We start from the raw sequence: 24,232 nt of genomic DNA, 5'->3' as shown, positions 1-24,232 counted from the left end.
CTGATTTCGGGAGAACGGCCATGAGTTTATTTGATAGAAAGCATCTTGTTACTCAAGCAGATGCCCTACCTGGACGCAACACCCCGATGCCAGTGGCAACGCTGCATGCGGTTAACCAACATTCGATGACCAACGTGCCCGACGGTATGGAGATAGCCTTTTTCGCCATGGGATGTTTCTGGGGCGTTGAACGTTTATTCTGGTCATTACCCGGGGTATACAGCACAGCGGCCGGATATACCGGCGGCTACACCCCTAACCCAACCTATCGGGAAGTGTGTTCCGGCGATACCGGACACGCCGAAGCGGTACGCGTCGTCTATGATCCGCATGTTATCAGCTACGAGCAACTGCTGCAGGTGTTCTGGGAAAATCACGACCCGGCGCAGGGCATGCGTCAGGGGAACGACCAGGGGACGCAGTATCGCTCCGCCATTTACCCGTTAACGCCGGAGCAAAACGTCGCGGCACAGGCAAGCCTTGAGCGTTTTCAGGCAGCAATGACCGCCGCTGGCGACGAGCGCACCATTACAACGGAAATCACTACCGCAACCCCGTTCTACTATGCCGAGGACGACCACCAGCAGTATCTGCATAAAAATCCTTATGGGTACTGTGGCATTGGCGGGATTGGCGTTTGTCTGCCGCCACAAGGATAATCGCCACCCTCTGGCGGCTTTACAGTACCTTACGCTATACTAGCTCCTGAAATTGCCGGTCCACTCCCTTCGGACCGGTTTTCAATGTGTATTTCACACGGATTTATCAACTTCTCCCTTCCGAGGATCTGGCCTTAACGGTCGGATAAGATATGTTAAACAGTATTTTAGTCATTCTCTGCCTGATCGCCGTGAGTGCGTTTTTCTCGATATCCGAGATCTCGCTTGCTGCATCACGCAAAATAAAACTTAAACTGCTTGCCGATGAAGGCAACGTAAACGCACAACGTGTTTTGAAGATGCAGGAAAACCCCGGCATGTTTTTTACCGTCGTGCAAATTGGCCTTAACGCGGTCGCTATTCTCGGTGGTATTGTCGGTGATGCGGCATTCTCCCCGGCGTTTTACAGCCTTTTCTCGAAGTACTTCACTCCAGAGCTGTCCGAACAGTTAAGCTTTATTCTGTCGTTCTCGCTGGTTACTGGCCTGTTCATCCTGTTCGCGGATTTAACTCCGAAACGCATCGGTATGATTGCGCCAGAAGCTGTGGCTTTGCGTATCATCAACCCGATGCGCTTCTGCCTGCTCGTCTTCCGCCCGCTGGTGTGGTTCTTTAACGGTCTGGCAAATAACATCTTCCGTCTGTTTAAGATCCCGATGGTGCGTAAAGACGACATCACCTCGGACGATATTTACGCCGTGGTCGAAGCGGGTGCGTTAGCTGGGGTTCTGCGTAAGCAGGAACATGAGCTGATTGAAAATGTGTTCGAACTGGAATCCCGTACCGTACCGTCTTCCATGACCTCGCGCGAGAATATTATCTGGTTCGATCTCCACGAAGATGAGCAAAGCCTGAAGAACAAGGTGGCGGAACATCCACACTCCAAATTCCTGGTGTGTAACGAAGATATCGACCACATCATTGGCTATGTCGATTCAAAGGATCTCCTCAACCGCGTACTGGCGAACCAAAGCATGGCGCTGAACAGTGGCGTACAGATCCGCAATACGCTGATTGTGCCGGATACGCTGACGCTCTCTGAAGCGCTGGAAAGCTTCAAAACCGCAGGCGAAGACTTTGCCGTCATCATGAACGAGTACGCGCTGGTGGTGGGGATTATCACGCTCAACGACGTTATGACTACGCTGATGGGCGATTTAGTCGGTCAGGGTCTGGAAGAGCAGATCGTGGCGCGCGATGAAAACTCATGGTTAGTCGATGGCGGTACGCCGATTGATGACGTTATGCGCGTCCTGGATATCGATGAGTTCCCGCAGTCCGGCAACTATGAAACCATCGGCGGCTTTATGATGTTCATGCTGCGTAAAATCCCGAAACGCACCGACTCGGTGAAGTATTCAGGCTACAAATTTGAAGTGGTGGATATCGATAACTACAAGATCGATCAGCTGCTGGTGACGCGTCTGGACAGTAAACCTACCGTACTGGTACCGAAACTGCCGGATGCAAAAGAAGAGGCAAAGGCGTCTTAACGTCCTGCAGAAACATCAACGGCTCCCATCCAGGAGCCGTTTTTTTAACTACCGCATAGCACTTTGATCAAGCCATCTCAGTTTGCAGACGCAAGACCTGACGGTTAACTTCGGACATCACGGAAAAATGCAGTTTGTCCTTCACTTTTGGGATAAGAATCTTACCCTTATCAAATTCAAAAGCGCCTACATCCTTGATATATAACCGTCCACGAAACAGGATCTTCACGTACTTCGCCACCTGCAGCGGGTTGTATCGTTGGAAAATTTTCATTGTTGTCTCCTGCTGAGCATTACGCCTTTGCGGTACCACAATCGGTCCGACAATCCTCAGGCGCAAATTTTAATGCCCTATGACTATAGACTATCTCGCTCATGTTTCCAGCGTGTATAAGTTTATTTACCTTCAGGTTACAAATATTCAGAATTATCTTTTCAACGCTTCGCTGTCTTCAGTATAAGCCTTCATTTTTCGCAGGATTTGTGCGCCCGTCCGCAAACTGGCATCGCGCTTGCGGGAAAAAGCATCAATCGCACATATGATTAAATTCCAGACCCAAGTGGTCGGATCACCTGCAAAATAAAGAAAGAAGGAAAACCTATGACCTTACAAAAACTGCTGGCGCTGTCATGCCTGCTGCTGCCGATGATTGCCTGTGCGCATTCGTTTGAGACCAACCAGCGCGTACCGCCGGTGGGGATCGCCGATCGTGGCGAACTGATTCTCGATAACGATAAGTTTAGCTACAAAAGCTGGAATAGCGCGCAGCTGCCAGGGAAAGTGCGAATTGTGCAACACATTGCCGGACGCACCTCCGCCAAAGAGAAAAATGCTACGCTGATCGAGGCAATCAAGGCGGCCAACCTGCCGCACGACAAATACCAGACCACCACGATCGTCAACACCGATGACGCCATTCCTGGCTCCGGTATGTTTGTGCGCAGCAGTCTGGAGAGCAATAAGAAGCTCTACCCGTGGTCACAATTTATCGTCGACAGCAATGGCATTGCGCGTAAAGCCTGGCAACTGGATGAAGAGAGCTCCGCTATCGCCGTACTTGATAAGGACGGACGCGTTCAGTGGGCAAAAGATGGTGCGTTGACGCAGGAAGAGGTGCAGCAGGTTATTGCCCTGCTGCACAAATTACTCAGTAAATAGCGACGCGGAAGCCGGGGTTGAGGAATGATTCACGTGGGGTGTAATCCAGAGATTTCCCCTGCCAGTCGTGAACGTGCGCCCCGGCTGCGGCGGCAACGGCGTGGCCAGCGGCAGTGTCCCATACGTTAGTTGGCCCAAAACGTGGGTACAGCTGTGCCTGCCCTTCCGCCACCAGGCAGAACTTCAGCGATGAGCCAATCGACGTGGTCTGGTGCTCACCCAACTGTTGCAGATACTCTTTTAACTCATTGTCAGCATGCGAGCGGCTAATCACCACCAACGGCGGACGCGCGTCACGAACATGGATTTGTTTGCGCACGCCGCACTCTTCTTTCCACGCTTTACCTTCTGCCGCGCTGTACATCACTTTCATCACCGGCGCGTAAACCACGCCCAGTACCGGCTTTCCTTGCTCGATAAGCGCAATATTGACGGTGAATTCACCGTTACGCTTAATGAACTCTTTGGTACCGTCCAGCGGGTCTACCAGCCAGTAGCGCTGCCAGTGCTGGCGAACATCCCAGCCAGGAGGCGCTTCTTCAGACAGGACCGGAATATCCGGCGTCAGCGCCAGTAATCCTTCGAGGATCACCGTATGCGCGGCGATATCCGCCGCCGTGACCGGAGAATCGTCCTGCTTGCTGGTAATCTCCATTGGTTTGATTCCATCGTAGACCTGCATAATGGCATCGCCCGCATTCCGTGCAAGCTGGCATACATGTTCTAACATTCTCCACCTCGTTTCTGTCGTGGTGTTAACTCGTTGTTTTACTTATACCCGATCGCCAAAGGATCCGCCAACTGTGATAGCGTCTGCGGTTTTAAACGCTATATTCATGTCATGATTCACAGTTCTGTAAGCAAGAAGATTTATATACATTTTCTTTTGTGGCTTAGATCTTAAAAGGATGCCCCTGATGATTAAGTTTAGTGCAACGTTTCTGGCCACGCTGATTGCAGCCAGCGTCAATGCCGCGACCGTCGATCTGCGCATAATGGAAACCACTGATTTACATAGCAATATGATGGATTTCGATTATTACAAAGATACGCCGACTGAAAAATTTGGCCTGGTTCGTACGGCAAGCCTGATCAACGCAGCACGTGGTGAAGTCAAAAACAGCGTGCTGGTTGATAACGGTGATCTGATTCAGGGCAGCCCGCTCGGGGATTATATGGCGGCCAAGGGGCTGAAAGCGGGCGAAACGCATCCGGTATATAAGGCACTGAATACGCTGGATTACGCAGTCGGTAACCTTGGCAACCATGAATTTAACTACGGTCTTGAGTATCTGCACAACGCGCTAGCCGGGGCGAAGTTCCCTTACGTTAACGCCAATATCATCGACGTTAAGACCAAAAAGCCGCTGTTTACTCCTTATCTGATCAAAGAGACTGAGGTTGTCGATCAGGAAGGAAACAAGCAGACGCTGAAAATTGGCTATATCGGTTTTGTGCCGCCGCAGATCATGACCTGGGATAAAGCCAACCTCAGCGGCAAAGTGACCGTGAATGACATTACGGAAACCGCACGTAAATACGTGCCGGAAATGCGAGCCAAAGGTGCCGATGTCGTGGTGGTGGTTGCTCACTCCGGGCTTTCTGCCGACCCATACCAGGCGATGGCGGAAAACTCCGTTTACTACCTCAGTGAAGTTCCGGGCGTGGATGCCATTATGTTTGGTCACGCTCACGCCGTTTTCCCGGGGAAAGACTTTGCCAACATCAAAGGCGCAGATATCACAACAGGTACGCTCAATGGCGTTCCTGCGGTGATGCCGGGCATGTGGGGCGATCACCTGGGCGTAGTAGATTTAGTGCTGAATAACGATAGCGGTAAATGGCAGGTTACGCAGGGGAAAGCGCAGGCGCGCCCGATTTATGACGCCGCGGCCAAAAAATCACTGGCTGGCGAAGACCAAAAAATCGTTGAGATCCTAAAAGCCGATCACGATGCCACGCGTGAATTTGTCAGCAAACCAATCGGTAAATCTGCCGACAACATGTACAGCTATCTGGCGCTGGTTCAGGACGACCCGACCGTGCAGGTGGTGAATAACGCGCAGAAAGCCTATGTGGAACATTTTATCCAGGGCGATCCGGACCTGGCAAAACTACCGGTACTTTCCGCCGCTGCGCCGTTTAAAGTCGGTGGACGCAAGAACGATCCGGCCAGCTTTGTCGAAGTCGAAAAAGGTCAGCTTACCTTCCGTAACGCCGCTGATTTGTATCTCTATCCCAATACCCTGGTCGTGGTGAAAGCCAGCGGTAAAGAGGTGAAAGAGTGGCTGGAATGTTCTGCCGGGCAGTTTAATCAGATTGATATCCACAGCAGCAAACCGCAGTCGTTAATTAACTGGGATGGCTTCCGTACCTATAACTTCGACGTGATTGACGGCGTGAATTATCAGATTGATGTTTCACAACCCGCTCGCTATGACGGTGAATGCCAGACGATTAACCCGCAAGCGGAGCGTATTAAAAATCTGACCTTTAACGGCAAACCGATCGATCCGAACGCAACCTTCCTCGTCGCGACCAACAACTACCGCGCCTACGGCGGTAAGTTTGCCGGGACCGGCGACAGCCACATCGCGTTTGCATCACCAGATGAAAACCGCTCGGTGCTGGCAGCATGGATAGGTTCCCAGACAAAGAGCGCAGGCGAAATTCATCCAGCGGCAGATAACAACTGGCGTCTGGCGCCGATTCACAGCGAGACACAACTGGATATTCGCTTTGAAACATCACCGTCTGATAAAGCCGCTGCGTTTATCAAAGAGAAAGGCCAGTATCCACTGAAGAAAGTCGCTACCGATGACATCGGCTTCGCCATTTATCAGTTGGATTTGAGTAAGTAAGACCACGCCGGGTGGCGCTGCGCCATCCGGCAAGCCCGACCGGGTCGTTTACGCTGATGCCGGGACGTCTTCGTTCTTAACGGTATGATTTGCCAAAACCTGCGGCAAATTCACCTCTATCCAGTCCGCCAGCGCTGCGACTTTTTCGCTCACCTGCTCACCCAACGGTGTCAGGCTATACTCCACATGCGGCGGTACCACTGGATATGACACCCGATTGATAAACCCGTCCTGTTCTAACGCCTGCAGGGATTGCGCCAGCATTTTTTCACTGACGCCGCCCATCTTACGGCGCAAATCGCTGAAACGGTGCGTACCGTCGCGCAGCGCCACCAGAATCAATACACCCCAGCGGCTGGTGACGTGTTTTAACACCTCGCGGGAGGGACACTGCTCGGCAAACAAGTTGCCATCACGTAATTGCTGGGAGAGCGTCAAAGCTGTCATTTTCATACTAACCTTTTTGTACGTACTTACTAAAAGTAAGTTTAGGTGTTAATGTGATTAAACACAAGACCAATACCAAAGGAGTTATCCTATGATCGCGATTACTGGTGCCACTGGCCAACTGGGCCAACACGTTATTGAAACGCTACTGAAAACCGTTCCTGCCAGCCAGATTGTGGCTATTGTGCGTAATCCTGCTAAAGCGACGGCGCTTAGCCAGCAGGGCATTACCGTTCGTCAGGCGGATTACAGCGATGAAGCTGCCTTTACCACGGCCTTACAGGGGATAGACAAGTTACTGCTAATCTCCTCCAGCGAAGTGGGACAACGTGCCCCGCAGCATCGCAACGTGATTAACGCGGCGAAAGCGGCCCACGTGAAATTTATCGCCTACACCAGCCTGCTGCACGCCGATCGCTCCCCGCTGGGGCTGGCTGATGAGCATGTCGCAACCGAGAAGATGCTGGCTGAATCCGGTATCGCGTACGCGCTGCTGCGTAACGGTTGGTACACCGAAAACTATCTCGCCAGCGCACCAGCCGCGCTGGAACACGGCGTGTTTATTGGGGCGGCGGGAGAAGGCAAAATCGCCTCGGCGACCCGTGCCGACTATGCCGCCGCCGCCGCGCGCGTCATCAGTGAAGACGGTCATGCCGGTAAAATCTATGAACTGGCGGGCGACGCAGGCTGGACCCTGAGCCAACTGGCGGCCGAACTGGCAAAACAGAGCGGTAAAAAAGTGGTGTATCAAAACCTGAGCGAAGCTGATTTTGCGGCCGCGCTGAAAGGTGTTGGTCTGCCTGCCGGACTGGCGGACATGCTGGCTGACTCAGACGTTGGTGCCTCTAAAGGTGGCCTCTTCGACGACAGCCATACGCTGAGCAAACTGATTGGTCGTCCAACCACGTCGCTGGCAGACAGCGTCAAAGGCATCGTGTAAGTGTTAAAAATTAGTTAATTGTGGTGGCATCCCCGCGCATCCTCTCTGATAATGACATGATGATGCGTGGGGAGAGAATACGTGCAAGGTGTACCTGAGCAGTTTATTGATGAGAAAGACAGCGCCCGCTTTCGCCATCTGGCACAGGTGCCGGGCGTTGAGCTGTATCATGCGCACATCTCGCGTTACGCCTTTGAACCCCACACCCATGAAGCATTTGGTATTGGCGCGATAGAAGCCGGAGCCGAACGTTTTCGCTATCGCGGCACGCAGTACGTGGCCCCCGCCCATTCCGTCGTCACCATGAATCCCGATGAGCTACATACCGGCGAAGCGGAAACCGCCGACGGCTGGCGCTATCGGATGATCTATCTTGAGCCCGATCTTCTGGAAGAAGTCACCGGGATCCGCCACTGGTGGTTTCATGACGTAACGCGTCACGATCCGCTACGCTCGCGCCAGATCTGCTCGCTGATCCATGGCCTGTGGAACACTGAGGATCCGCTGGCGCAAAAAGGGTTATTACTCGATCTGATCGACACGTTCCAGCCGCTGGCCCGCCATGCGCCGGTATTACCGGAGGGAGCGCATCGCTTTGAGCGGGTACGTGAGTATTTGCACGATAATTATATGCACCCGGTCACGCTCGACGAACTGGCGCGGGTTGCAGCGCTGAGTCCCTGGCATTTTCAGCGCCAGTTTAAATCTCATTTCCACGTCACGCCGCACCAGATGCTGATGGCGATCCGCCTGTGGCGAGCCAAAGGTTTTCTCACTCACGGAATGCCCGCCGCGGAGGTCGCTGCCGCAACCGGCCTCACCGACCAGTCGCATCTCACCCGCGCGTTTACCCATCGCTACGGTATTACGCCGGTACGTTATCAGAAACAAGTCGTCCGGCGTTGAACAGCAATCTCATACAATACGGCTGCATTTTTCCTGCCTACACTCGACTTATTGTTAAGCGATGTGGATGTCAAAAATGATTAGCGGCGTGTTGTATGCCCTGCTGGCTGGGCTGATGTGGGGATTAATTTTTGTTGGGCCGCTGATCGTACCGGAATATCCGGCGGTATTGCAGTCGATGGGGCGCTATCTGGCGCTGGGGCTAATAGCGTTGCCGATTGCCTGGCTGGGGCGTGTGCGCTTGCGTCAGTTGACGCGCAAAGACTGGGTCACTGCGCTGGCGCTAACGATGATGGGTAATCTGATTTATTACGTTTGCCTGGCAAGCGCCATCCAGCGCACTGGCGCGCCGGTTTCAACGATGATTATTGGTACATTGCCGGTTGTGATCCCGGTCTTCGCTAACCTGCTCTACAGCCAGCGCGACGGCAAATTATCATGGTGGCGTCTGTCGCCTGCGCTGGTGCTGATTGGTATCGGTCTGCTGTGCGTGAATATCTCGGAGCTGAATCAAGGCTTACCCGACTTTAGCGGCTGGCGTTATGGTTCTGGAATCGCGCTGGCGCTGATCTCGGTAGTGTGTTGGGCGTGGTATGCGCTGCGTAATGCCCGCTGGCTGCGCGAGAATCCAGATAAGCACCCGATGATGTGGGCGACGGCCCAGGCACTGGTAACGTTACCTGTTTCTCTGCTCGGTTATATTGCAGCCTGCCTGTGGCTGAACGGGCAAACGCCGGACTTTGCCCTGCCCTTCGGCCCACGTCCGGGCGTGTTTATCGGCCTGATGATAGCGATTGCGGTATTGTGTTCGTGGGTTGGCGCACTGTGCTGGAACGTCGCCAGCCAAAAATTGCCGACGGTGATCCTCGGCCCGCTGATTGTCTTCGAAACGCTGGCTGGCCTGGTGTACACCTTTATCCTGCGCCAGGAATTCCCGCCGCTGCTGACGGTAAGCGGCATTGCGCTGCTGATTGTTGGGGTGGTGATAGCCGTCAGAGCCAAACCACAGAAACCAAGCGTCGTCGTGGTTCCACAATCATAATGGCCCGAACGGCGCTGCGCTAATCCGACCTACAAGATATTATTTTGTAGGTCGGATTAGACGTTAAACTTTAAACACCGCTACGGTCTGATTCAGTCGTGCTGCCTGCTCTTCGAGCGCAGCGGCGGCGGAAGCGGACTCCTCCACCAGCGAGGCGTTTTGCTGCGTCACGCGATCCATCTCGGCAACCGCCTGACCTACCTGATCGATACCCCGGCTCTGTTCATCAGAGGCCGAGGCTATCTCGCCCATGATGTCGGTCACACGGGTCACGGCGCTCACAATTTCCGCCATCGTTTCACCCGCTTCATGCACCAGCGCCGTACCGGCATTTACCCGATTCCCCGAGTCATCAATCAGCGCCTTAATCTCTTTCGCCGCCTGAGCGCTACGCTGTGCCAGTGTACGGACCTCGCCAGCGACCACGGCAAACCCGCGCCCCTGCTCGCCCGCACGCGCCGCTTCTACTGCCGCGTTCAGCGCCAGAATATTGGTCTGGAAGGCAATGCCGTCGATAACATTGGTAATTTGCGCGATTTTGCTGGAACTGGTGGCAATTTCATCCATCGTACGCACTACGCCATCAACCACGGTTCCGCCTTTCTGCGCCGTCTGTGAGGCATTTTTTGCCAGACTGGTCGCCTGACGCGCGTTATCCGCGTTCTGCTTCACGGTAGCGGTGAGCTGTTCCATGCTGGCAGCAGTCTCTTCCAGAGAGGCGGCCTGCTGCTCGGTACGTGAAGAGAGATCGTTACTGCCGGCGGCAATTTCACCTGCGCCGGTATAGATGGTGTCAGCCCCGTCACGCACCACGCTGACTGTGTTCGCCAGCGCCTGCTGCATGTCGCGAACGTTGACTGCCAGCAGCGCCATCTCATTGCTGCCATCGGCGTTGATGCTGTGCGTCAAATCACCCGCAGCAATGTGGCGAATATGCCCCATCACTTCGTGGAGAGGCTTGAGCAGCACTCGCTGCATTGCCAGCCAGCTGGCGATAATCACGGTGACGACAATCAGCATCACGGCGGATAACAGCCAGATTATCTTCTGGTAATCACTCTCATTGTCCTGCACTCCGGCAGTGGCCAGCGCCGTTTGCGCGCTACGCCATTCCCGATAGACTTCCTGCATGGCCGTTTGCTTTTGCTCGGCATTCTGCTTGAACATCTCTTCCAGCTTACCTTCAGCCAGCAGCGCGTTCATTTTAGCCAGCGTCGCAGAATAGATGCCGTACTGCTCTTCCAGTCGATCGGCCAGATGTTCATCAAGCCCCGGCGTTTCCGGCAGGGCGTAGTATTTATCGTAATGCTCTTTCGATTCGGCCAACAGGCGATTTGCCGTGTTCACCAGTTCCTTCAACTGACCGCCGTTAATCTCGCTAGCCATCGTTCCCTGTAAACGCAACATGCCCCGGTTGAGCGTGACGCGAGCCTGGTTCAGGCTAATCCACGCATCGGTAAACTCGGCCACGTTCTGGCTGGAAAGCTGAGAGACGTTAAAGTTTTGCTTATCGTTATTGAGCGCGCCAATAAAGACGCCCGCGGAGATGAGCTGCATCGCGCCCAGGGCGAGTAACACGGTGATAAGTAAGGTTATCACTTTGATTCGTTTAAACATCTGTAGCCTTTTATTATGCAGGTATTGTCTGAGGTCTAACTATCGGCAGCGGCGTGCGCTTATTTAATCCTGTCGCGCGGCTTTTTTCGCCGCCCCTCTCCTTTCTAATAAGATTCAGCACCTTAACGAAACAAGAAATTTTCGTGACATTCCTTACAAAACACCCCACCCCGAAAGGGTTATATCCTTCGCTATAAGTTGCATTTAATATACATCTTATATTATTGAGAATGAGGTAACGGCAATGTCTTATCGCGATCAACCTTTAGGTGAACTGGCGCTCTCTATTCCTCGCGCTTCGGCCCTGTTTCGTAAATACGATATGGATTACTGCTGCGGCGGTAAGCAAACGCTGGCACGCGCTGCTGCGCGTAAAGAGCTGGATTTAGACGTTATTGAGGCACAGCTCGCGCAGTTGGCTGAACAGCCGCTGGAGAAAGACTGGCGTACCGTGGCACTGGCTGAAATCATCGATCATATCATCGTGCGTTATCACGACAGACACCGCGAACAGCTGCCGGAACTGATTCTGCAGGCCACGAAAGTTGAACGCGTTCACGCAGATAAACCGAACGTACCACGCGGTCTGGCGAAAAACCTGACCATGCTGCATGAAGAGCTGTCCAGCCACATGATGAAAGAAGAGCAGATCCTGTTCCCGATGATCAAACAGGGCATGGGTAGCCAGGCGATGGGACCAATCAGCGTGATGGAAAGCGAACATGACGATGCCGGTGAACTGGTCGAAGTGATCAAACACATCACCCATAACGTGACGCCGCCGCCAGAAGCCTGCACCACCTGGAAAGCCATGTATAACGGCATTAACGAGATGATCGACGACTTGATGGAACACATCAGTCTGGAAAATAATGTGTTGTTCCCGCGAGCTCTCGCCGGGGAGTAAAGATATCGCCGGATAGCGCTAACGCGTATCCGGCCTACGGAATTCAGGCCCGGTAAGCATCGCGCTACCGGGCACTAAAATTAACGCATACCTGCCATACGTTTCTTACCGATAAACAACCAACCCAGACCCAGCGCGATGAACCACAGCGGCGTCACGATCAGCGCCTGGCGGGTATCATCTTCCAGCGTCAGCAGTACCAGTACGAAGACGAAGAACGCCATACATACCCAGCACATCAGCTTGCCTAGCGGCATCTTGTAGATTGATTTTTCATGCAGGTGCGGACGCTGCTTGCGGTACACCAGGTACGAGCAAAGAATGATGGTCCAGACGAACATGAACAGAATCGCCGACACGGTAGTGATCATGGTGAACGCGCCAATCACGCTCGGGTTCACGTAAAGCATCACCACGCCGCCCAGCAGACAGATACAGGAAAAGGTTAAACCTTTCGCCGGAACTGCGCGTTTAGACAGTTTGGCAAACGCTTTAGGCGCTACGCCTTCCTGTGCCAGGCCGAACAGCATACGGCTGGTAGAGAACACGCCACTGTTTGCGGAAGAGGCTGCTGAAGTCAGCACCACAAAGTTGATCAGGCTCGCCGCGGCAGGCAGACCGACCAGCACAAACAGTTCAACGAATGGGCTCTTGGTTGGCACTACCGAGCTCCACGGTGTTACGGACATAATCACGATCAGCGCAAAAACGTAGAACATGATGATACGGATCGGAATCGAGTTAATGGCGCGCGGTAGAGATTTCTCCGGGTCCTTGGTTTCCGCTGCGGTCGTTCCCACCAGCTCAATACCCACAAACGCGAACACGGCTATCTGGAAGCCAGCAAAGAAGCCGCTCAGACCTTTCGGGAACCAGCCACCGTCATTCCACAGATGCGTGAACGATGCCTGAACGCCGGTTGGCGACTGGAAGTGCGTCAGCACCATCACCAGACCAACGACAATCAGGCCGATGATGGCGACGATTTTGATCATCGCAAACCAGAACTCCATCTCACCGAACATTTTTACAGTGGCAAGGTTGAGGCTCAGCAGCAGCACGATCACCGCCAGCGAGGCGACCCAGTCTGAAAGTTCGGGGAACCAGAATTGCGCATACGCCGTAATGGCGACAACGTCTGCCATCCCGGTAACAACCCAGCAGAACCAGTAAGTCCAGCCGGTAAAATACCCGGCCCATGGCCCGAGCAGATCAGAGGCGAAATCACTAAAAGATTTGTACTCCAGATTCGAGAGCAGCAATTCACCCATTGCACGCATCACGAAAAACAGCATAAAACCGATAATCATATACACAAAGATGATCGACGGTCCGGCGAGGCTGATGGTTTTACCAGAGCCCATAAACAGGCCGGTACCAATAGCACCACCAATGGCAATAAGTTGAATATGACGGTTTGTGAGATTGCGCCGTAGCGACTGTTCAGACGAAGCCTCTTCAGCGGCGTCGACTTTTACCTGATCTACCATGTTTTTTCTTCCTGTACCTGTCTGTGTTGTTCAGGCTCTACGGCCTTTAGTGTGTCTATGATACGACGTTCCTGATTATCAGGACTCATCGATATTAGGTAAGAATTGGCGGGATGAATACTAAGATTTAGATATAATGTTAATTTAATGTTTAAAGTGAGTGTCATATCACTCTGATAGCGCGAATCAGCTCACAAAAATACACGCTAACGAGGCATTTGCAAAATAAAATATCGACAACCACGTAACTATAGCTTTTCACGCTATTTTTTTGTTCCCCCCGGCCTCGGAGGGAACAGAAGTCACTGCTTACAGGATCTCAAGCAGCTCAACGTCGAACACCAGCGTGCTGAACGGAGGAATGGACGCACCAGCGCCACGCTCGCCGTAAGCCAGTTCCTGAGGAATAGTCAGTTCCCATTTGGAACCTACCGGCATCAGGGTCAGCGCTTCAATCCAGCCAGGGATCACGCCGTTAACCGGGAATTCAGCCGGTTCGCCGCGTGCGACAGAGCTGTCAAACACGGTACCGTCGATCAGTTTACCGGTGTAGTGCACGCGAACGCGGTCAGTACGCGCTGGAATAGCACCTTCGCCCTGAGTCAGCACACGGAACTGCAAACCGGATTCAGTGCTGTTCACACCGTCTTTCTCACGGTTTTCTTCCAGATATTTGACGCCATCAGCCGCCATAGCCTGGAAACGCTCGCGACGAACTGCATCAGCGCGTTCGTGGATTTCACGCAGTGCGCGATGCACAACATCAACCGGCACTGCCGGGTGCTTACCTTCCAGCGCGTCAGCGATACCCGCTACCAGCGCTTCAGGCAACAGTCCTTCCAGTCCGGATTCACTCAGCTGTTGTCCTACCTGCAAACCAATGCCGTAGCTTGCTTGCGCTTCGATAGTGTCAAAAGTCGGGTTAGCCATCATATTTCCTTTCATCGGATGTAAAGTAGCGGGCAGCATATCAGCCATGCCGCATCCGGTAAAACTTTGTCTCGGGAACAGATGACAAATCGCGAGGAAACATAAACAATAGGAATACCCCGCGTTGACGTCACGAAAGCGGGTAATATGACGAACATCATAGCATTAGCCATCTATACTCTATGATCGAGGAACGAGACGCGGAGCAGGAGGAAAGCCATGCCCGGGCGCTTTGAATTAAAACCAACCCTGGCGAAAATCTGGCATGCACCGGACAATTTTCGCATTATGGATCCGCTACCGCCTATGCACCGACGCGGCATTATAATTGCTGCTATCGTGCTGGTGATAGGCTTCCTGCTGCCCTCCAGTGACACCAGCGATGCCCCTGTGGTTACGCGTACTGCCCAGCTGGATTTACAGTCACAGTCGCAGCCGCCGACCGAAGCTCAACTGCAGGCACAGTTGGTCGCCCCGCAAAACGATCCGGGCCAGGTCGCTCCGCTTGCGCCTGAGCCAATCCAGGAAGGAGAACCAGACGCGCAGCCGCAGGCTCAGCAATCTCAGCCGCAGACGCAACCTTTCCAACAGGATAGTGGAATTGAGCAACAGTGGCGCTCCTATCGCGTAGACTCGGGCAAAACACTGGCGCAGGTATTCCGCGACCATAACCTCCCGCCAACCGATGTATACGCAATGGCGCAGGTTGAAGGTGCCGGAAAACCGCTGAGCAACCTGAAAGACGGCCAGATGGTACAAATCAGGCAGAATGCCAACGGCGTGGTAACGGGATTAACCATTGATACCGGTAATGGTCAGCAGGTACTGTTTACTCGACAACCTAACGGCAGTTTTATTCGCGCCCGTTAACCGGCACACCTGTAGACCTGATAAACACAGCGCATCAGATATCAAGGTGAAGCGTCAGCGCTTCACCTTGTTCACCCACCAGATCCCGGAACAGACCAGCACCAGCGCCAGCGCATATTTCCATTCGAGAATGTTTTCGCCGAGGAATATCGCCGACAGAACCGCCCCCGAAACCGGGATCAGGAAGTTAAACGGCGCAATCATCCCCACGCGGTTATGCTTGAGCAGAATACTCCACAACGCAAAAGCGACCGAAGAGAGTAATGTCAGGTAGCCCAGAATCGCCACTGAAGACGCGCCGTGTACGGTCAGCGTGCCACCAAAAGCGTAGCCGCCGATAACCAGCGCCAGACCGCCGACACCCAACTGATATCCTGTCATTACCGTCGGGTCTACCGTCTGAGAAATGCGTTTACCGTATAACGTGGCGGCAGAAAGAATAAAGGCCGCCATCACCACTGAACCGTCCCCTAACAGGCTGAAGTTAAAATCCAGTCCGCTGCTAAAGTTCACCACCATTACGCCGGTAAAGCCCAGGATACAGCCCAGCACTTTGTTGTAGCTCAGCTTGTCGTTCTGATAGATAAAATGGGCCAGAAGCACGCTGAAGAAGGTGCCGGTCGCGTTCATGATCGACCCTTTCACCCCCGTCGTGAACGCCAGGCCAATATAGAAGAAGATGTATTGCAGCGAGGTTTGCGTCAGTCCCAACAGCGTGAGCTGACCGTACTGACGCGGGCTTAACCGGCCAATCGGTTTACGCTGCGCCACCGCCAGCAATAGCAGCAATAATCCAGCAAACAGGAAGCGATAGCCGGCAAAGACAATTTTTGAGGGAATGTCATCCGTGGCAATCTGGAAGATCTCATATCCGCTTTTGATCGCCGGATAGGCGCTCCCCCACAGCAGACAGCAGAACGCTGCGCTCAGGTAGACAACATTTTTACGCGCAAACAGAGGTTGGTGCGTTGGTTCCATTCCATCACCATTTTAAAATAATGTTTTATTTTTATGATTATCCCGAAAAGGATAAAGAATAGCCAGAGCGAAAAGCGGAGGGAACAGAAAAGCAAAACGCCGACACAAGGCCGGCGCTTTTACGCGGTAATCAGAATAAAAACTTATTCTGCAACTACGTTTACAGTCAGCTTAGCAAACACTTCGCTGTGAACCTGGAAGCTCACTTCGTGCTCACCAGTGGTACGCAGAACGCCGTTCGGCAGACGAACTTCGCTCTTAGCTACTTCAACGCCAGCTGCAGTTACAGCGTCAGCGATGTCGCGAGTACCGATGGAACCGAACAGTTTACCTTCGTCGCCAGCTTTAGACGCGATGGTTACGGTTTCCAGTGCGTTGATTTTCTCAGCACGAGCTTCAGCAGCGGACAGAACGTCAGCCAGTTTAGCTTCCAGCTCAGCGCGACGCGCTTCGAAAAATTCAACGTTTTTCTTGGTAGCAGGAACAGCTTTACCCTGTGGTACCAGGAAGTTACGAGCATAGCCCGCTTTAACGTTAACCTGATCACCCAGGCTACCCAGGTTTGCTACTTTATCAAGCAGAATAACTTGCATTACCTTATCCTCTCAAAGTCGTATTAATGGACCGTGACCGATTACTGATGACGATCAGTGTACGGCAGCAGGGACAGGTAGCGAGCGCGTTTGATAGCGCGAGCCAGCTGACGCTGGTATTTTGCACGGGTACCGGTGATACGGCTTGGGACAATCTTACCGCTTTCGGTGATGTAGTTTTTCAGCGTAGCGATATCTTTATAGTCGATCTCTTGAACGCCTTCCGCGGTGAAACGGCAGAACTTGCGACGACGGAAATAACGTGCCATATGGCTAGTCTCCAGAATCTATCAATTCAATCTGCTCGGCATGCAGAACCATTTTGCTCAGGCCGTTCTTTGCCTTGTGGCAAGAGATGAACCCCTGAACGGTCACTGCGCTACCGACCGTTATACTGTGAGTAATGGCCTGGTTTTCGTGTCCGCTAATAATAACGGGCATTTGGCACCACGCCTGCCGGTGAAACCCGGCTTCCTCCTGCACAGAACGATGCTCAAGCACGAACTGGCAATGAGGAATTCCTGATGGACTGACCTTTCGAAGGGGAGCCCTGCACACGGTGCCGGACAACGCCAGACGGTTGGTCATCAGAAATTACTCTTCAGAATCCCCAGCTTCAGCATCATCTGCGGTTTCGTTAGCGAAATCATCGCGACGTTCACGACGCTCGTCTTTCGCTTTAACCATCGGAGATGCTTCGGTAACAGCGTGTTTAGTACGCATAACCATGCTGCGGATAACGGCATCGTTGAAGCGGAAGGTAGTTTCCAGCTCATCGATCACTTCCTGCGGCGCTTCAACGTTCAGCAGAACGTAGTGAGCTTTGTGCAGTTTGTTGATCGGGTAAGCCAGCTGACGGCGGCCCCAGTCTTCCAGACGGTGGATCGTGCCTTCTGCACCAGTGATGGCAGCAGTGTAGCGTTCGATCATACCCGGAACCTGTTCGCTCTGGTCAGGATGGACCATAAAAACGATTTCGTAATGACGCATCGAATTGCTCCTTACGGATTATTCAGCCTCCTGTCTGGGTCAGCCGAGGCCCGGGGAGGCAAGGAACGTGTTAAAGGTCGGCTGAAAAATTGACGCGTCATAATACTGGCGCCTGCCACTAAACTCAAGGTAATTGTACGATTATTTATCATGTCGCCATTAATACATATCCAGCAGCATTTTGACGCTGATGCAAATGGAGACAATGACAATCATGGGTCGGATAACTTTCTTGCCGCGCGTTAGTACGACCGTCGCGCCAAGACGTGCGCCGAGGGACTGCCCGGCAAACATCACCAGCCCCAGTGACCAGATCATTTTACCGCCAAAAATGAAGAACAATATCGAGGCGATGTTGGACGCCAGGTTAATAAAATTCGAGTGAATTTGCGCCTTATCGATGCTGTATCCCCACAGCAGGATATAGCTGAGGGTATAAAAGGAGCCAGCCCCGGCACCGAGAAAGCCGTCATAAAAGCCAATGAATCCCCCGCCGATCAACGAGAAGAGAAACAGGGATACCTGCTGCTTTCTTTTCGGTTCGCTGAGATTTGGCGCAAAAATAAAGTAGATAGCGACCGCGATAATCAGGATCGGGAGCAGTTTCTTCAGCAGCTCCGGTTCAATGAACTGGATAAGCGTCGTTCCCATCGCAGAACCGATAAAGGCAGATAAAAACACATACTTGTGCTCCTGCACGTTGATATGCCCCCGGCGTAAAAAATAAATCCCGGAGGTCAGCGAGCTGCCCAGCGCCTGAATTTTATTGGTTGCCAGCGCATTCGCCGGGGGTAAACCAGAAATTAACAGTGCGCCAATCGAGAGAAAACCACCGCCGCCCGACACCACGTTAATAAAGCCTGCCACCAGCGCGACCATAAACATGGTCACAAAGTAGCTGAAATCCATGAATGAAGTATCCATAAGTTTTTGCCTTATTATCATAAAGTTATATTAATTATCCGGCTCACTATAAACGGCGTACTCACCCGATTAAATTGACTATTTGGTAAGTGCTTATGCGCGAAAGACAGGTATTTTTCACCGCGCGGTACACACCAGCGGCCTGTTAATAAAAGAAAAGATGGTCATGCGGTAATTTTTTGAACAACTGCATCAGAAATGGTCGCTATCGACTGCGCCGGTAACGGTTAAAATTACATCAGAAGCTAATCACTCACAGGAGAGAGGCAACCAGAGACCGCAGTCGAGGAGGTACATATGCGAGCCCGTGTTTTGACCCTTCTGGCTATGCTTTTGCTTAGTGCAAATGCAACGGCAGCCATCAAAATTGACAATCATCAGGCCAGGAATATGGATGATGTGCAGAGCTTAGGCGTCATTTACATAAATCATAACTTCGCCACTGAAAGTGAAGCCACTCAGGCCCTGAATGAAGAGACCGATGCGCAAGGCGCAACCTACTACCACGTGATCCTCACCAGGGAACCCGGTAGTAACGGAAATATGCACGCCAGTGCAGATATTTACCGCTAGCACCAGAAATAACCAACGAGAACATTGCCGCAGTTTAATTTGCCCCCTTCACAGGGGGCTTTTTTTGCAACAAAGTCCCACAGCCAGATCAATAACATCCCCTGAATGATTGGGCTCCAGGACTTAGTCGTTACTTCTGTCCGTAATAGGCGTTTGGACCGTGCTTACGCATGAAATGCTTATTCATCAGATAACAGTCGATGGGGCTAAGAGCCGGATTAATACCACGCGCAATCCATGCCATTTTTGCCACTTCCTCCATCACCACGGCGTTATGTACCGCATCGTGAGCATCCTTGCCCCAGGCAAACGGGCCATGCTGGTACACCACTACGCCAGGCGTATGCAAAGGTTCCACCTCCCCCAGCGTTTCGACAATCACCTTGCCGGTATTTAGCTCATACTCGCCCTGAACTTCAGCTTCAGTTAACGCCCTGGTGCAGGGAATATCGCCAAAGAAGTAATCCGCATGCGTCGTGCCGAAAGAGGGAATTGCCAGACCCGCCTGCGCCCATGCCGTCGCGTGGGTTGAGTGGGTGTGCACCACGCCGCCGAGAGAAGAATAGCGGCGATACAGCTCCAGATGGGTGGCGGTATCAGAAGAAGGACGATAGCGCCCTTCCACTACGTTGCCGGCCAGATCCACAACCACCATGTCATCTACCTGCATCGTTTGGTAGTCGACGCCGCTAGGCTTAATCACCACCAGACCGCGCTCGCGGTCAATGGCGCTGACGTTCCCCCAGGTGAACGTCACCAGCCCGTAGCGCGGCAAATCCATATTGGCCTCAAAAACCTGCTGTTTAAGTTTTTGCATTACACCGCCTCCACCAGACCTGCGCTGGCCATTCGCGCCCTCACCCAGTCGCGCGCCTTCGCGACTTCACGTGCCGGGTCGTCCGACGTTTCACTCCACATCTCAATCAGGTATGGTCCGCAGTACCCACTCTGTTTGAGCGTCGCAAAACAACGTTCGAACTCAACAACCCCTTCACCAAACGGCACATTTTTGAATACACCGGGTTTGGTATCCTTCACGTGTACGGCAACGATATGACCCATCCCAGCCTGCAGCTCCATCTGCACGTCGTTATCCCACGCCGACAAATTGCCAATATCGGGATACAGCTGGAACCACGGATTGTTGAGATAGTGGGCATAACCCAGTGCCTTGCTGATCGAATTCATCAGCGGATAATCCATGATTTCCATCGCCAGCGTCACCTGCGCGCGGCTCGCCATCTCCACGCTCTCTTTCAGCCCATCGCGAAACCGACGACGCGTTTCGTTATTGGCCTGCTGGTAATAGACGTCGTAACCCGCCAGTTGAATAACGCGAATACCGATATCCTGCGCAAACTGAATGGCTTTACGCATGATCTCCAGCCCCTGTTCGCGCACCGCATCATCTTCACTGCCAAGCGGGAAACGACGATGAGCGCTCAGGCACATGGACGGTACGCGTATCCCTGTCTCGGCGATAGCGGCCACCAGCGCCAGTCGCTGCTCGCGGCGCCAGTCAAGACGCGCCAGGCGATCGTCGGTCTCATCAACCGATATTTCGACAAAATCAAAGCCCAGTTCCTTCGCCAGCTGCAAGCGTTCCAGCCAGCACTCCCCGCCGGGGAGCGCTTTTTCATAGATACCGAGCGGGACCTGTTTCGACAACATAGTCGCTCCTTATCCCCACAGTTGGGCGATGGAACGTTTGAACTGACGCGCAGCGTCTACCGGAGAGGCAGCATCGCGAATGCTGCGTCCGGCAATAAAGACGTGGATAGGGATCCCCTGGAACAGCGGCAGATCCTCCAGCGCCAGGCCGCCGGTGACGGTGACCTTAAAGCCCATATCAGAAAGGCGTTTGATGGCGCTGATATCTGCCTCTCCCCACGCCACACCCGCCGCCTGCGCGTCACGGCTGCGGTGATATACCACTTGCCCAATGCCCGCGTCACGCCACTCCTGCGCCTGCTCCCAGGTCCAGTAACCAGTCAGTTCAATCTGCACGTCGCCATTAAATTCTTTCGCCACCTCCAGCGCCCCCTTGGTGGTGTTGATATCCGCGCAGCAGATGACGGTAACCCAGTCAGCGTTGGCTTCGAAACACATGCGCGAGAGGATTTTACCCGCGTCGGCGATTTTGGCATCCGCCAGCACAATTTTATGCGGATAAAGCGCCTTCAGATCGCGTACGGCGCGCACCCCCTCAGCCACGCAAAGAATCGTGCCCACCTCAATGATATCGACCTCTTCGGCAATCAGACGCGTCGTTTCATAGGCGGAAGACATTGATTGGTTATCCAGCGCAACCTGCAACATAGGTAATGACATTTTGGTATCCTTTTAAACAGCCGCCGCAGTGGCGTTATCAATTAAATCCAGCACTTCCTGCGCGGTACGGCAGGCACGTAAACGGTCGAAATTGGCTTCGTCGTCAAAGAGATTCACGATCTGCATGATGCCGACTTCCTGATGTGTGTTGGCGTCTACTGCCGCCATGGTGATCAGGATGTCGACCGGGTCGTTATCTTCGTGGTTAAACACCAGCGGTGTTTTCAGCGTCACCAGCGCAAAACCGGTTTTCTTGACTCCTTCCTCCGGACGGCCGTGCGGCATTGCCAGGCCGGGCGCAATCACAAAATACGGGCCGAACTGTTCGACTCCGTCGAGGATGGCCTGGTAGTAGCGTGGTTCAACCACATCAGCCTTAACCAGCAGATCCACGCTCAGCTTTACCGCTTCCTGCCAGGAGCTGGCCTCGGCCTGTAAAAGGATGGCGTTATTGTCTGCCAGCGAATCACGTAATTTCATAGGCCGCCTCCTTACTTCACGTCCTGAGGGAAATGCGCGTTGATCACTTCCAGCAGTTTTGGTCCAAAATCGGCGGGAGACAGCATGTTGCGTACGCCAACAACATATTTATTGCCCGATACGGTAATCTCACCGGCGATATGGGTAGAAGCGATGATGATATCCGCGCCGCTCAGTTCACTTTTGTATTCACCTACTGCGCAACTGTTTACCGTATGGTCAATATTTGACTGGGTTAAAAACTGATCCACCTTCATCTTCATGATCATGGAACTCCCCTGCCCATTGCCACATACAGCCAAAATACGTACGGTCATAATCGGAACTCCTTATTAAGCAGAGTGTTCTGCCAGTTGTTTTTCTGCGTCTTCCTCAGCGCGCAAGGTGCGTCCTGCGAAAAACATATAAGCCAGTGCAATCAGAATAATAACGGCCATAAACACGATGCCGATGGAGGCAAAGCCCTGCATCATCGGCGGCGCCAGAATTGACCAGTCCGCCATGCCCATCCAGGCGCTCATCCCGGTGAGCTTCACCGCCCAGACGCAGCCGAAGATTTCAATCATCCCCATCACCAGGCAAATCTTGAGCGCCGCGCGCCAGCCGCCAAAGTGGTTAGCAAACACGCCGATAGTCGCGTTCGAGAAGAACATCGGAATAAAGCCAGGGATAATCAGAATAGAAGAGCCGCAACCCACCAGGATGCCCACCGCAATCAGTTGGCCGATGGTGCCCCACATAAAGCCCCAGACCACCGCGTTGGGCGCAAAGCTATAAATCGCCGCGCAGTCGATAGCCAGCACTGCACCCGGGATCAGACGTTGAGAGATACCGTTGAACGCTTCTGAAAGCTCAGCAACGAACATACGTACGCCCTGAGTGATGATGAAAATAGCGACGGCAAACGAAAAACCGGTCTGCAGAATATAGACCGTCCAGTGGGTTTTACCCGCCATCGCCTGAACCACATCAATGCCGAAAGAGAGCAGGATCGCGCCGAAGAAGAGGGTCATAACAATCGCGGTAGAAACGATGTTGTCATGGAAGATATTCAGCCAGCCCGGCAGCTTCAGATCTTCAACACTCTCCTCTTTCTTACCCAGATAAGGCGCGACTTTGTAGGCAATCCATGAAGCGAACTGCTGCTGGTGACCGATGGAGAAACCGCAGCCGTCGGTCACTTCCTGCGTCGGCTTGTACATCATATTGGAGGTAATACCCCAGTAGAGGGACACCAGCACCGCGGTGCAGATGATGGTGGTCCACATCGGGTAACCGAAGATGAAGAGAGAGACGGCAATCAAGCCCGCCTGCTGGAACATAATGTGGCCGGTCAGCATGATGGTGCGAATGCCGGTAATACGCCGTAGCAGTACGTAACAAATATTCAGCGCCAGCGCCAACAGCACAGCATAACCCACCCAACTATAGGCATCGCCCATACGTTCGATGGTTGCCATCATGGAGGCATAGGTATCGGAAATCGCACCATTGATACCGTAAACTTCGGACATCTTCGCCACCACCGGTTTAAACGTGCTGGTCAGAATGCCCGATCCCGCTTGCAGCAACATAAAACCGATAATCGTTTTGATCGTGCCTTTGATAATAACGCTGACGCTTTTACGCAGCAGGATGTAACCAAGACAGGTCACAATACCCAACAGCAAGGGCGCGTTGGTCATAACCTGATTAAAAAAGACGGTAAAGATGTTGTAGAGGATCTCCATAACGATCTCCAGTAGACGAAGTTGCTGAACATTCATTACAGATGCCCAGGATGTTGTGCCCTCACTCTAATTTTCAAAAGTAATCACAACAAGATTGAATTTGATTAAATGTGATGCAGTACGCAAATAATTCACACACTTGTGGAGTGGCTTTACTTCTAATTCATCATTTCCAAAATAAACTCTATTAAAACAATAAAATACAAAACAAACACTCAAGTAAACCATCCTGTCACGCTGTGATTTGCTCACATTTCCCCGCTGAACACCAAAAATCAACGCATTGCCTTCTTGAAAAAATGATGTCAATAT

The 24,232-nt window shown here is 52.8% G+C and carries 28 protein-coding genes; 10 read left to right on the top strand and 18 right to left on the bottom strand.

What is annotated here, in order from left to right; translation table 11 throughout:
- The first annotated feature begins 20 nt into the window (after positions 1-20).
- A complete protein-coding gene (gene msrA / locus BZK42_RS17795) occupies positions 21-659 on the top strand; it encodes a peptide-methionine (S)-S-oxide reductase MsrA (protein WP_080859613.1) in 639 nt (212 codons plus the stop codon).
- Between the two features lie 152 nt (positions 660-811).
- Positions 812-2,152, top strand: a complete 1,341-nt coding sequence (gene paeA / locus BZK42_RS17790; protein WP_003830418.1) for a polyamine export protein PaeA — start codon at positions 812-814, stop codon at positions 2,150-2,152.
- Positions 2,153-2,219: 67 nt separating this feature from the next.
- On the opposite strand, the gene BZK42_RS17785 is transcribed toward paeA, so the two are convergent.
- Positions 2,220-2,426 carry a DUF1107 domain-containing protein gene (locus BZK42_RS17785; protein WP_003025710.1) on the bottom strand — a complete coding sequence of 69 codons (207 nt, stop codon included), beginning with the start codon at positions 2,424-2,426 and terminating at the stop codon, positions 2,220-2,222.
- A 327-nt stretch (positions 2,427-2,753) separates the two neighbouring features.
- Here BZK42_RS17785 and BZK42_RS17775 point away from each other — a divergent pair, with 327 nt between their 5' ends.
- Positions 2,754-3,311, top strand: coding sequence for a YtfJ family protein (locus tag BZK42_RS17775; protein ID WP_016151446.1), 558 nt, complete (start codon positions 2,754-2,756; stop codon positions 3,309-3,311).
- Here BZK42_RS17775 and cysQ read toward each other — a convergent pair.
- Entirely contained in the window at positions 3,301-4,041 is a 741-nt protein-coding gene (gene cysQ / locus BZK42_RS17770; protein WP_016151445.1) for a 3'(2'),5'-bisphosphate nucleotidase CysQ, read from the bottom strand. The two genes, BZK42_RS17775 and cysQ, sit on opposite strands and share 11 nt — an antisense overlap.
- Positions 4,042-4,228: 187 nt before the next feature.
- Here cysQ and cpdB point away from each other — a divergent pair, with 187 nt between their 5' ends.
- Entirely contained in the window at positions 4,229-6,172 is a 1,944-nt protein-coding gene (cpdB, locus tag BZK42_RS17765) for a 2',3'-cyclic-nucleotide 2'-phosphodiesterase (protein WP_016155525.1), read from the top strand.
- Positions 6,173-6,220: 48 nt separating this feature from the next.
- On the opposite strand, the gene BZK42_RS17760 is transcribed toward cpdB, so the two are convergent.
- Positions 6,221-6,625 carry a winged helix-turn-helix transcriptional regulator gene (locus BZK42_RS17760; protein ID WP_016151443.1) on the bottom strand — a complete coding sequence of 135 codons (405 nt, stop codon included), beginning with the start codon at positions 6,623-6,625 and terminating at the stop codon, positions 6,221-6,223.
- 85 nt (positions 6,626-6,710) lie between these two features.
- Between BZK42_RS17760 and BZK42_RS17755 the strand changes: the two genes are divergently transcribed.
- The 3 genes from BZK42_RS17755 to BZK42_RS17745 all read left to right on the top strand — a co-directional run bounded on the left by BZK42_RS17755 (position 6,711) and on the right by BZK42_RS17745 (position 9,507).
- A complete protein-coding gene (locus tag BZK42_RS17755) occupies positions 6,711-7,559 on the top strand; it encodes an SDR family oxidoreductase (RefSeq protein WP_046275833.1) in 849 nt (282 codons plus the stop codon).
- A gap of 81 nt (positions 7,560-7,640) precedes the next feature.
- Entirely contained in the window at positions 7,641-8,465 is an 825-nt protein-coding gene (locus BZK42_RS17750; RefSeq protein ID WP_016155523.1) for an AraC family transcriptional regulator, read from the top strand.
- Positions 8,466-8,541: 76 nt separating this feature from the next.
- Positions 8,542-9,507, top strand: a complete 966-nt coding sequence (locus BZK42_RS17745; protein WP_016151440.1) for a DMT family transporter — start codon at positions 8,542-8,544, stop codon at positions 9,505-9,507.
- Positions 9,508-9,570: 63 nt separating this feature from the next.
- Here the strand turns inward: BZK42_RS17745 and BZK42_RS17740 are convergent, their stop codons facing one another.
- Positions 9,571-11,124: a methyl-accepting chemotaxis protein gene (locus tag BZK42_RS17740; protein WP_046275835.1), complete on the bottom strand. Its 1,554-nt coding sequence runs from the start codon at positions 11,122-11,124 to the stop codon at positions 9,571-9,573.
- Positions 11,125-11,368: 244 nt separating this feature from the next.
- Between BZK42_RS17740 and ytfE the strand changes: the two genes are divergently transcribed.
- A complete protein-coding gene (ytfE, locus tag BZK42_RS17735; RefSeq protein ID WP_003025690.1) occupies positions 11,369-12,031 on the top strand; it encodes an iron-sulfur cluster repair protein YtfE in 663 nt (220 codons plus the stop codon).
- Between the two features lie 80 nt (positions 12,032-12,111).
- On the opposite strand, the gene cycA is transcribed toward ytfE, so the two are convergent.
- Together cycA and bamJ are read right to left on the bottom strand one after the other, a co-directional pair.
- Positions 12,112-13,521 (bottom strand): D-serine/D-alanine/glycine transporter, encoded by a 1,410-nt coding sequence (cycA, locus tag BZK42_RS17730; RefSeq protein WP_016151437.1) that lies wholly within the window; start codon positions 13,519-13,521, stop codon positions 12,112-12,114.
- A 309-nt stretch (positions 13,522-13,830) separates the two neighbouring features.
- A complete protein-coding gene (gene bamJ / locus BZK42_RS17725; RefSeq protein ID WP_029139741.1) occupies positions 13,831-14,451 on the bottom strand; it encodes a BamJ family beta-barrel-assembly machinery protein in 621 nt (206 codons plus the stop codon).
- 219 nt (positions 14,452-14,670) lie between these two features.
- On the opposite strand from bamJ, the gene BZK42_RS17720 reads away from it, so the two are divergent.
- Positions 14,671-15,321: a LysM-like peptidoglycan-binding domain-containing protein gene (locus BZK42_RS17720; RefSeq protein WP_016151435.1), complete on the top strand. Its 651-nt coding sequence runs from the start codon at positions 14,671-14,673 to the stop codon at positions 15,319-15,321.
- A 54-nt stretch (positions 15,322-15,375) separates the two neighbouring features.
- Here the strand turns inward: BZK42_RS17720 and BZK42_RS17715 are convergent, their stop codons facing one another.
- From BZK42_RS17715 to BZK42_RS17690, 6 genes are all read right to left on the bottom strand, one after another.
- Complete coding sequence (locus BZK42_RS17715) at positions 15,376-16,299, bottom strand: DMT family transporter (protein WP_016151434.1); 924 nt, start codon at positions 16,297-16,299, stop codon at positions 15,376-15,378.
- Between the two features lie 143 nt (positions 16,300-16,442).
- On the bottom strand, positions 16,443-16,892 hold the full coding sequence (gene rplI / locus BZK42_RS17710) for a 50S ribosomal protein L9 (RefSeq protein WP_003025676.1): 450 nt from the start codon (positions 16,890-16,892) through the stop codon (positions 16,443-16,445).
- A 41-nt stretch (positions 16,893-16,933) separates the two neighbouring features.
- Complete coding sequence (rpsR, locus tag BZK42_RS17705) at positions 16,934-17,161, bottom strand: 30S ribosomal protein S18 (protein ID WP_000135199.1); 228 nt, start codon at positions 17,159-17,161, stop codon at positions 16,934-16,936.
- 4 nt (positions 17,162-17,165) lie between these two features.
- On the bottom strand, positions 17,166-17,480 hold the full coding sequence (priB, locus tag BZK42_RS17700) for a primosomal replication protein N (protein WP_003025674.1): 315 nt from the start codon (positions 17,478-17,480) through the stop codon (positions 17,166-17,168).
- A gap of 6 nt (positions 17,481-17,486) precedes the next feature.
- A complete protein-coding gene (rpsF, locus tag BZK42_RS17695; RefSeq protein WP_016151433.1) occupies positions 17,487-17,882 on the bottom strand; it encodes a 30S ribosomal protein S6 in 396 nt (131 codons plus the stop codon).
- Between the two features lie 159 nt (positions 17,883-18,041).
- Positions 18,042-18,806: a TSUP family transporter gene (locus BZK42_RS17690; protein ID WP_080859612.1), complete on the bottom strand. Its 765-nt coding sequence runs from the start codon at positions 18,804-18,806 to the stop codon at positions 18,042-18,044.
- 297 nt (positions 18,807-19,103) lie between these two features.
- Between BZK42_RS17690 and yjfY the strand changes: the two genes are divergently transcribed.
- Positions 19,104-19,379, top strand: a complete 276-nt coding sequence (yjfY, locus tag BZK42_RS17685; RefSeq protein ID WP_016155520.1) for a DUF1471 family protein YjfY — start codon at positions 19,104-19,106, stop codon at positions 19,377-19,379.
- A 130-nt stretch (positions 19,380-19,509) separates the two neighbouring features.
- Here yjfY and BZK42_RS17680 read toward each other — a convergent pair whose 3' ends face one another.
- The 6 genes from BZK42_RS17680 to ulaA are packed head-to-tail and all read right to left on the bottom strand — an operon-like array spanning position 19,510 to position 23,920.
- Entirely contained in the window at positions 19,510-20,196 is a 687-nt protein-coding gene (locus BZK42_RS17680; RefSeq protein WP_080859610.1) for an L-ribulose-5-phosphate 4-epimerase, read from the bottom strand.
- Complete coding sequence (locus tag BZK42_RS17675) at positions 20,196-21,050, bottom strand: L-ribulose-5-phosphate 3-epimerase (protein WP_080859608.1); 855 nt, start codon at positions 21,048-21,050, stop codon at positions 20,196-20,198. Before BZK42_RS17675 ends, BZK42_RS17680 begins: the two co-directional genes overlap by 1 nt.
- Before the next feature lie 9 nt (positions 21,051-21,059).
- Positions 21,060-21,710 carry a 3-keto-L-gulonate-6-phosphate decarboxylase UlaD gene (ulaD, locus tag BZK42_RS17670; RefSeq protein ID WP_047358893.1) on the bottom strand — a complete coding sequence of 217 codons (651 nt, stop codon included), beginning with the start codon at positions 21,708-21,710 and terminating at the stop codon, positions 21,060-21,062.
- A 12-nt stretch (positions 21,711-21,722) separates the two neighbouring features.
- The gene (gene ulaC / locus BZK42_RS17665; protein ID WP_016151427.1) at positions 21,723-22,190 is read right to left on the bottom strand and encodes a PTS ascorbate transporter subunit IIA; all 468 of its coding nucleotides are present in this window, start codon (positions 22,188-22,190) and stop codon (positions 21,723-21,725) included.
- Positions 22,191-22,201: 11 nt separating this feature from the next.
- Positions 22,202-22,507, bottom strand: a complete 306-nt coding sequence (gene ulaB / locus BZK42_RS17660) for a PTS ascorbate transporter subunit IIB (RefSeq protein WP_016151426.1) — start codon at positions 22,505-22,507, stop codon at positions 22,202-22,204.
- Positions 22,508-22,522: 15 nt separating this feature from the next.
- On the bottom strand, positions 22,523-23,920 hold the full coding sequence (ulaA, locus tag BZK42_RS17655; protein ID WP_047358895.1) for a PTS ascorbate transporter subunit IIC: 1,398 nt from the start codon (positions 23,918-23,920) through the stop codon (positions 22,523-22,525).
- Positions 23,921-24,232: the final 312 nt, after the last annotated feature.

The sequence above is a fragment of the Citrobacter braakii genome, from assembly GCF_002075345.1.
Taxonomy (GTDB): Bacteria; Pseudomonadota; Gammaproteobacteria; order Enterobacterales; family Enterobacteriaceae; genus Citrobacter; species Citrobacter braakii.
The sequence above is the reverse complement of the archived record's forward strand: the minus strand, read 5'-3'. Positions and strand labels throughout refer to the sequence as shown.